Origin of the sequence: Thiomonas sp. SCN 64-16 (assembly GCF_001725585.1) — a bacterium.
In the GTDB taxonomy this organism is placed as follows: domain Bacteria; phylum Pseudomonadota; class Gammaproteobacteria; order Burkholderiales; family Burkholderiaceae_C; genus Thiomonas; species Thiomonas arsenitoxydans.
This window is the reverse complement of the sequence record NZ_MEGQ01000078.1, coordinates 1-8,344: the sequence shown is the minus strand read 5'-3', so window position 1 is coordinate 8,344 and position 8,344 is coordinate 1. Positions and strand designations below refer to the sequence as shown.

Genomic DNA, 8,344 nt, shown 5'->3' with positions numbered 1-8,344 from the left:
CTGCCGCTCACCCGCCAGCCCACGCCCGCGCCGACGCCCAGCACGTTCACCCCGCAACTCGACGACGCCCTGCTCGCCACCCGACCCGAAGTGGCGCACGCTCTCGGCCACCCCAGCACGTTGCTGCTGGACGCGCGCCCCCGTGCCTTTTATCTGGGCCGCGAAAAAGCCCCCGCAGCAATTCGCCCCGGCACCCTGCCCGGCGCGCTGGACTTCGACAATCTGCGCTGGTTTGAGCCGGGCAGCGGCGCCCTGCCCGCTGTGTCCACGCTGCAGCGAATCGCGGCTCAGTTGCCGCAGCAGCCCGGCGCCGTGCAGATCGTCTCGTTCTGCAATACCGGCCACTGGGCCGCAACCAACTGGTTCGTGCTGTCCGAAGTGCTGCACCGCCCGCATGTGGCGCTCTACCCCGGCTCGATGGTGGACTGGTCGCGCGCCGACGCCCCCATGGCGCATGTCCCCACCCGCTGGCAGCAACTCTGGCAGCAACTGGAACAGACATGGCAAGCACTCTGAATTCGACGCTTCACACCACAGCGGCGCAGACCATAAATCAAGGACAACGCCGCCTTGGCCGCAGCCTGTTGATGCTCGGCGGTCTGGCCGGGTTTGCCGCCATCACCTGGCTGGTCGGCTGGCGGCAGGGCCTGCTCTGGTTGATCGGCCTGGGCTATGGCGTGCTGCTTTCGGCGGCCGCCTTCGGCTTCACCACCGGCTGGAGGGTATGGATCACCCGCCGCGACACCATAGGGCTTTGGGCGCAATTCGTCGGCATCGCGGTGGCCATGCTCATCAGCGTGCCTCTGCTGGCCGCGCAGCCCGCGCTGCAGGGCGCCGATGGGCCGCTTTCCATCAGTCTGCTGATAGGCGCGTTCGTGTTCGGCGCCGCCATGCAGGTCGCCGATGGCTGCGGCTCGGGCACTTTGTACAAGGCGGGTCTCGGTCATCCGGTGAGTCTTGCCGTGCTGCCCGCCTTCGTGTTCGGCAGCTTTCTCGGCGCAGCACAGCTTCCAGCCTGGCTATCGCTGGGCGCGCTGCCGCCGGTCAATCTGGTGCACCGCCTCGGGGCCACCGAAACGCTGATCGTCCAGCTTGCGGCCCTCGCCCTGCTGGCCGCGCTGTTGTGGAGGTTTCGCGGCACGCAACCTTCACGCTGGCGCGGGCCTGCGGTGTGGTGGGCCGCCATCGGCCTGGGGCTGCTGGCGGCCGCCAATCTGGTGGTTGCCGGGCAGCCTTGGGGCATTGTTTACGGCCTGGGTCTTTGGGGCGCCAAGATCGTGCAGGCGCTGGGCTTCGATCTGAGCGGCAACGCCTTCTGGGGCCTGCCGGCCCAGCAGGCGCAGTTGCACGCCACGGTATTGGCCGACAACACCAGCGTCACCGATCTGGGTTTGTTGCTGGGCGCGCTCATCGCTGCCAGCTGGCGCGGAAAAGCCAGCCCAGCGGTGAGCCTGCCCGCACGGCAATGGCTGGCTTCCGTTGTTGCCGGCTTGCTGCTGGGCTATAGCTCGCGGCTGGCCTTCGGCTGCAATGTCGGAGCGTATTTCTCGGGCATCGCCACCGGCAGCCTGCACGGCTGGGTATGGTTCGCCTGCGCGTTCGCGGGCAGCCTGGTAGGCGTGCGCGTGCGCCATCGTCTAGGGATGGCGGATTGAAAATGCGAACGATGCACCGAAAATTTCCCTGGCTGATCGCCCTGTTCTGGGCCGCCGTGGTCGTGCTGCTGGTGCTGGACTGGCGCGTAAGCACGCCGCACGACCGGTTTGCCGAACCGCCTCCCCTCGCACTGGGCAACGGCCCGGCGGCGGACGCGGGTCACTGCTCGCTCGACCCCGTCGCGCCCAACTCGCGGTGACGCAGCAGTACGGTGTACTGGCTGGCGAAAGCGCGGCTGAGTTGTTCGCTCAAGTACACCGAACGATGCTGCCCACCGGTACAGCCGATGGCCACGCCGACATAGCTGCGGTGATCGGCGGCCAGTTTGGGTAGCCAGCGCTGCAAAAACCCGCTGATGTCGGCCTGCATCTGCAGCACCTCGGGCTGGCGCAGCAGAAACTCGGCCACGGGGGCGTCGCGCCCGGTGAGGGGCCGCAGCACCGGGTCGTAGTGCGGGTTGGGCAGCATGCGCACGTCGAACACATAGTCGGCGTCGAGCGGCACGCCGCGCTTGAACGCGAACGACTCGAACAGCACCACCATCTGGCTGGCCTGCACCCGCACGGTCTGCTTGATCCAGTCGCGCAACTGAGCCGACTTCATCTGGCTGGTGTCGATGTGCAGGCCGATCTCGGCCACCGGGCTCAGCAGTTCGCGCTCTATCTCGATGGATTCGATCAGCGCGTTGGCGTAGCCCTCGCCGCGGGCGGCAGCAAGGTTGCCGATCTGCTGCGCGGTCACGCGGCTGGTGAGCGGGTGGCGGCGGCGGGTTTCCGAAAATCGCTGCACCAGCGTGTCGGTGGCGCAGTCGAGGTAGATCGCGTGCACCTCGCAGCTGGCCCGCAGGTTTTCGAGCAGGCGCGGCACGTCGGCCAGCGACTCGGCGCTGCGCGCGTCCACCGCGACGGCCACGCGCTTTTGCCCCGAAGCGCGGGTCTGCTCGACCAGCGGGGTGATGAGTTGCGGCGGCAGGTTGTCCACGCAGTAATAGCCGGAGTCTTCCAGCGCGGTCAGCGCCACCGATTTGCCCGAGCCGGACAGCCCGGAAATCAGCACCAGCTGGTGGGTCGATCGCGCATCGGCAGGCGTTGGGACAGCAGCGGTTTCAGACGGGCTCATCGGGTTTCCACGGACGGGGTTTCGCAAGCCGAGAGCAGCTCGCTGGCATGCTCCAGCGCGGCGCTCGATTGCGCGTTGCCGCCCAGCATACGGGCGATCTCGCTGCGCCGTTGTGACGGGTCGAGCGCGTCGAGCAGGCTGGCGGTCTGCCCGTCCGTGCTGTGCTTGCGCACCGCGAAATGCTGCTGCGCGCAAGCGGCCACCTGCGCCAGATGGGTGACGGCCAGCACCTGCCGGTCGCCCCCCAGGCGGCGCAGCAGCCGTCCCACGGTTTGCGCCACGGCGCCGCCGATGCCTGCATCGACCTCGTCGAAAATCAGGGTTTCGGTGTCTTGCAGGGCGCTGGTGGTCACGGCGACGGCCAGGGCGATGCGCGACAGCTCGCCGCCGCTGGCCACCTTGCCCAGCGCCCGCAGTTCCGCGCCGGGATGCGCCGCCACCTGCAGTTCCACCGCCTCGGCCCCACGCGCGCCCACGGCGTCGAGCGGGGTGAGCGCCACATCGAATCGCCCGCCGGGCATGCCCAGTTCCTGCATGGCCGCCTGCACCGCCTTGGCCAGTTGCTGCGCGGCCTTGCGGCGTTTGGTGCTCAGCTTGGCCGCCGCCTTCTGCAGCATGGCCTGCGCGGCCTGTTCGGCGCTTTCCAGCGCGGGCAGGTCGATACTGCGGTCGAGCTGCTGGAGTTTGTCTCGCAGGGCGTGATGGGTTTGCGGCAGGTCGGCCGCCGCCACGCGATGCTTGCGCGCGAGATTCATCCAGCCCGAAAGCCGGGCGTCGAGTTCGGCCAGACGCTGCGGGTCGGCCTCGGTACGTTCGGCCAGACGGCGCAGTTCGTGACTGAGGTCGCTCAGGCTGGTTTGCGCCGCGTCGATCTGCTGCACCAGCGGCTGCAGCCCGGCATCGACCTGCGCCGCTCGCTCCAGCGCCTGCTGCGCCTGCGCCAGCAAAGACAGCGCACTCACGTCCTCGCCGTCAAGCGCCCCCTGCGCCAGAGCGAAGTCTTCGAGCAGACTGCTGACATGCGCCAGTCGCTTGTGTTCGCTCTCCAGCGTGGCCCACTCGCCCTCGGCAGGACGCAGGCGATCGAGTTCCTCGCACTGCCACTGCAGGCGCTCGCGCTCCTCGGCCAACGCACCGACGTCGCCCCTGGCCTGCTGCAAGGCCGCGTCGGCATCGCGCCACTGGGCCCAGGCGAGCGCGACGGCCCGGGCTTCGTCTTGCGCCCCGGCGTAGCCGTCGAGCAGGTGGGTGACGACTTCGCGCCGTACCAGCCCCTGATAGGCGTGCTGCCCATGAATGTCCACCAGCCATTCCCCCGCGGCCTTGAGTTGCGCGGCGGTAGCCGGGCTGCCGTTGAGAAAGCCGCGCGACTTGCCCTGCGCGTCGATCACGCGGCGCAGCAGCAGCGTGTCGGCCTCGGCGGCGAATCCCTGCTCGTCCAGCCAGGCGGCCAGCGGCGGGCTCAGGCTGAACTCGGCGCTGATCTCTGCGCGCTGCGCCCCCGCGCGCACCACACTGCTGTCGGCGCGCTCGCCCAGCGCTAGCTTGAGCGCGTCGATCAGGATGGATTTGCCCGCGCCGGTTTCTCCGGTGAGCACGGTGAAGCCCCCCGCCAGATCGATGTCGAGCTCGGGAACGATGACAAAGTCGCGCAAATGCAGATGCAGCAGCATGGCTCAGTGGGAAAAGACGCAAATTTTCAGGATTCATCGGGCACTTCATGCCAATGAAGTTTCCGGCGCAGGGTGGAGAAATAGCTCCAACCCGGCGGGTGAAGAAACACGCAGCGATGCGGCGCCTGCCCGATGCGGATGCGATCGCCGCCGATCAGCTCGGCATAGCTCTGCATGTCGAAGTTCACGCTCACGTCGCGCGGCGTGACGACCTCGATCACGATATCGGCACCGCCCGGCAGCACGATGGGGCGATTCGACAGGGTATGCGGCGCAATCGGCACCAGCACCACACCGTCCACGCTGGGGTACAGAATGGGCCCGTAGGCCGACAGCGCATAGGCCGTGGAGCCCGTCGGCGTGGCGACGATCAGGCCGTCTGCCCGCTGCACATACATGAAGCGCCCGTCCACCTCCACCTTCAGCTCCACCAGCCCCGACGCGCCGTTGCGATTGACCACCACATCATTCACCGCAATGGCGCTGAAAATGGTCTGCCCCGCACGCTCCACCGCGCCGCTGAGCATGGCGCGCTCCTCGCGCTCGAAGTCGCCGGCCATCAGTCCGTCGATCGCGGGCTCCCAGTCGCTGTCGGCGATATCGGTCATGAAGCCCAGCCGCCCTGCGTTGATGCCCACCAGCGGCACTTTCAGCGGAGCGAGCCTGCGAGCCGCACCCAGCATGGTGCCGTCGCCGCCCAGCACCACCGCCACCCAGCCGCCCTGCGCGGTGCGCTCGGCCAGTTCGCTGCTGCGCAGCACCGGGTAAGGCAGCTCGGTGTGCTGCGCGGTGAGCTCGCCCACCCAGACCTCCACTCCGGCCCGGCTCAGCCGCGCGGCAATCTCGCCAAGTTTGCGCTGCGCCTGCGGCGCCTGATACTTGCCGATCAGCAAGACCTGCTGGAACACGGTACGGGGCATGGGGTTCAAAGTTGAGGCACGGCGGAGAACACCGCCCTGGCGGCAAATTACAGCACAGGCGCAAGTCCAGCGTAGCGTGTCGTGCCCGCGCGCCGTCTGCGGCCTAAAATTTGCTCATGGACGAACGCGCCCGACTGCTGCTCAAAACCCTGATCGAACACTACATCGCCGACGGTCAGCCGGTGGGTTCGCGCACGTTGTCGCGCGCTTCGGGGCTGGAGTTGTCCGCGGCCACCATCCGCAACGTCATGGCCGATCTCGAAGACATGGGCCTGATCGCCAGCCCGCACACCTCGGCCGGGCGCATTCCAACCCCGCGCGGCTACCGGGTATTTGTCGACACCATGCTCACCGCCCAGCCGCAGATGCCAACCGACCTGCTGCCGCAGACGCTGCAACAGCACATCGACACCGCCCCGCCCCAGCAAGTGATGATGCGCGCGGCGCAGCTCATGTCCAGCCTGTCGCAATTCGTCGGCGTGGTGCTGGCGCCGCAGCGCAGCGCCGCGTTTCGCCACATCGAGTTTCTGCGCTTGAGTGAACATCGCATTCTGCTCATCATCGTCAGCCCCGAGGGCGATGTGCAAAACCGCATGCTGCACTGGCCGCACGCCCTCAGCCAGAACGAACTCAATACCGCCACCAACTACCTCAACGCCCATTTTTCGGGCCTGAGTTTCGAGCAGGTCACGCAAAAGCTCGGCAGCGAAGTCGAACACCTGCGCAGCGAACTCGTCGCCCTCATGCAGGCCGGCGTGCAGGCCGGCAGTCAGGCGCTGCAGCAACCGCAAGATCAAGTCGTCATCTCCGGGCAACAGCAATTGCTCGGCATCGGCGACTTTGCGGGCAATCTGGGCAAACTGCGCCAACTCTTCGATCTGTTCGAACAAAAAGCCCAGTTGCTCAAACTGATGGATGCCTCCGCCCGTGCCGATGGCGTGCGCATCTACATCGGCGGCGAAAGCGAGGCCGTGCCGTTTGAAGAACTCTCCGTCATTACCGCACCCTATGCGGCCGACGGCAAAGTGGTCGGCACCCTCGGCGTCATCGGCCCCACCCGCATGGCCTACGACCGCATGATCCAGATCGTGGACATCACCTCCAAGCTGGTGGGCAATGCGCTGAGCCAGCGGTAGGGCCTGTTAACGCGCCGTCGCGGCGGCTCACCGCACCAGCAGCACCGGCACCGTGGTGGACGCCACCACCTTGCTCGCCACCGAGCCCATGACGAAGCCCTTGAGCGCCGAGTGGCCGTGCGTGCCCATGATGAGCAGGTCGGGCTGCAGGCGCGCCACCTCGGAGGCGATCTGCTCGGCCGGATCGCCCACCACAAAACGAGACTCGAACGCCAGCCCGGCCTGTTTCAGCACGCCTTCAGCGGGCGCCAGCGCCTGCGCGCTGACGTCGCGGTAATACGCGTCCAGCGTGGCCTTGCTCAGTTGCGCGCGCGCCAGCGGCGTGCCGATGGACAGCGCCACCGTGAGCAGGGTAATGCGCGGCGGCTCCTTGTATTGCCGCACCTGCTGCACCAGAACCTGCGCAGCCCGCGCGGTGTAAGTCGATCCGTCGACCGGTAGAACAATGTACATTGAACAACCCTCCCTGTGCGGGCATTATGCCTGCCGCAACACGACCGCTCCCTGGCCTTTTTGCGATTTATACAGTCGAAAAAAAGCCGCCCGAAGGCGGCTTTCAAAGCAGTTGCTAGAGCAGCTTGCGCTGATCAGAACTTGTGACGGATGCCCAGGGAGAAGCCGCTGGAAGACTGCCCACCCATCGAACCGGAGCTAAACAACGTTGCGTCGCCGACGTACTGATCGACATTGTTTTGGTTGCTGATGTGGGCGTAAGAAGTGTACAGGTTGGTACGCTTCGACAGTGCGTAGGTATACCCGATGGCAGCTTGTTTGACGGTGGACTGATCCAGGTTGCTGTCCTTCCGCTGGCCGTAGCTGACGAGAATAGCGCCAGGGCCAACGGGCACGGTAGCACCCAGCATCCAGATCTTGAGATTGGGGTTTTGGCCACCACCAACCATTACAGAGCCATCGCCATACTTCTCTTGTGCATAGTACGCACTCACCTTGGCTACGCCAAAATCATAAGCGCCGTATATGTTCCACAGCTTATTCTTGATATATCCATCGCTAGGGGTCATGCTGCGACCGGTTGCATCAAGAAGGAAAGCCGAAGTCGCAAGGGCTGTAGTTGAAGAATAGTTGTGCTCCAAATACGTGGCGCCTGCGGAGATTGGGCCGTTGTCATAGGTCAATGCCAAGTTATAAGCGCGACCATTGGAGTTGTTGCCCGGCTGACCACCGAAACCATACGCAACCGTTCCCTGAAAGCCTGCAAATGTCGGAGTCATGTACGCCATGGTTTGAGACACGCGAACATAGTCACCCGCACCAACGTCCAAGTTAGTGATCGTGCCATTCAAGCCTGCGCCAAACGGGTCGGCAGTTGCAGCAGCATTGAAGAACGGGCTGTACATACGGCCCAGTGCCACGGTACCGAAGCCACCAGTCAGGCCAACCATGCTGGTGCGGCCCATGAAGGTCGAGCCGCTGGTGCAATAGCTGCCACCAGCTTGCGCTTGTGCGCCTTGGCCAGCACCACCGTATGCGCTGGCATTGTTACCGTTGGCACAGAAACCGGTTTCCAACTGGAACACGGCCGACAGACCGCCGCCCAGATCTTCCGTGCCCTTCAAGCCGATGCGCGAGCCGGACTGAATGCCGGAGCCCAGACGGTTCACGGTGGTGTTGTCGTAAGAAAGATGCTGCACGCCAAGGTCGACGATGCCATAAAGCTGGACATTGTCAGCAGCCATGGCCGCACCGCTGAATGCGCCGAACAATGCCAGCGAGAGGAGGGTTTTTTTCATGAGTACATCTCCAGAGATTTGTTGAACAACCTGCCCGGGAGCCGGGCCTGCCTGACACAAAAACCTTGTGCTTAAGCCGACTCCTGTTG

The 8,344-nt window shown here is 65.6% G+C and carries 9 protein-coding genes; 4 read left to right on the top strand and 5 right to left on the bottom strand.

Annotation, left to right across the window (positions count from 1 at the left end):
- From ABT24_RS14975 to ABT24_RS14965, 3 genes are all read left to right on the top strand, one after another.
- Window positions 1-516, top strand: a 516-nt coding sequence (locus ABT24_RS14975) for a sulfurtransferase (protein WP_286738184.1), incomplete at its 5' end; no start/stop codon positions are given.
- The gene (locus ABT24_RS14970) at window positions 501-1,655 is read left to right on the top strand and encodes a YeeE/YedE family protein (protein WP_276729618.1); all 1,155 of its coding nucleotides are present in this window, start codon (window positions 501-503) and stop codon (window positions 1,653-1,655) included. The genes ABT24_RS14975 and ABT24_RS14970, both read left to right, overlap by 16 nt.
- An 11-nt stretch (window positions 1,656-1,666) precedes the next feature.
- The gene (locus tag ABT24_RS14965) at window positions 1,667-1,855 is read left to right on the top strand and encodes a hypothetical protein (RefSeq protein ID WP_276729621.1); all 189 of its coding nucleotides are present in this window, start codon (window positions 1,667-1,669) and stop codon (window positions 1,853-1,855) included.
- Here the strand turns inward: ABT24_RS14965 and rapZ are convergent.
- Genes rapZ through ABT24_RS14950 form a run of 3 tightly spaced genes read right to left on the bottom strand, consistent with a single transcriptional unit; the run spans window position 1,816 to window position 5,368 of the window.
- Window positions 1,816-2,775: an RNase adapter RapZ gene (gene rapZ / locus ABT24_RS14960; protein WP_276729623.1), complete on the bottom strand. Its 960-nt coding sequence runs from the start codon at window positions 2,773-2,775 to the stop codon at window positions 1,816-1,818. The genes ABT24_RS14965 and rapZ overlap by 40 nt on opposite strands.
- Window positions 2,772-4,448: a DNA repair protein RecN gene (gene recN, locus ABT24_RS14955; protein WP_276729625.1), complete on the bottom strand. Its 1,677-nt coding sequence runs from the start codon at window positions 4,446-4,448 to the stop codon at window positions 2,772-2,774. Before recN ends, rapZ begins: the two co-directional genes overlap by 4 nt.
- Window positions 4,449-4,474: 26 nt before the next feature.
- A complete protein-coding gene (locus ABT24_RS14950; protein WP_276729629.1) occupies window positions 4,475-5,368 on the bottom strand; it encodes an NAD kinase in 894 nt (297 codons plus the stop codon).
- Window positions 5,369-5,484: 116 nt separating this feature from the next.
- On the opposite strand from ABT24_RS14950, the gene hrcA reads away from it, so the two are divergent.
- Window positions 5,485-6,504: a heat-inducible transcriptional repressor HrcA gene (gene hrcA / locus ABT24_RS14945; protein WP_276729632.1), complete on the top strand. Its 1,020-nt coding sequence runs from the start codon at window positions 5,485-5,487 to the stop codon at window positions 6,502-6,504.
- Window positions 6,505-6,531: 27 nt separating this feature from the next.
- On the opposite strand, the gene ABT24_RS14940 is transcribed toward hrcA, so the two are convergent.
- Together ABT24_RS14940 and ABT24_RS14935 are read right to left on the bottom strand one after the other, a co-directional pair.
- On the bottom strand, window positions 6,532-6,957 hold the full coding sequence (locus ABT24_RS14940; protein WP_276729634.1) for a universal stress protein: 426 nt from the start codon (window positions 6,955-6,957) through the stop codon (window positions 6,532-6,534).
- 134 nt (window positions 6,958-7,091) lie between these two features.
- A complete protein-coding gene (locus tag ABT24_RS14935; protein WP_276729636.1) occupies window positions 7,092-8,255 on the bottom strand; it encodes a porin in 1,164 nt (387 codons plus the stop codon).
- Window positions 8,256-8,344: the final 89 nt, after the last annotated feature.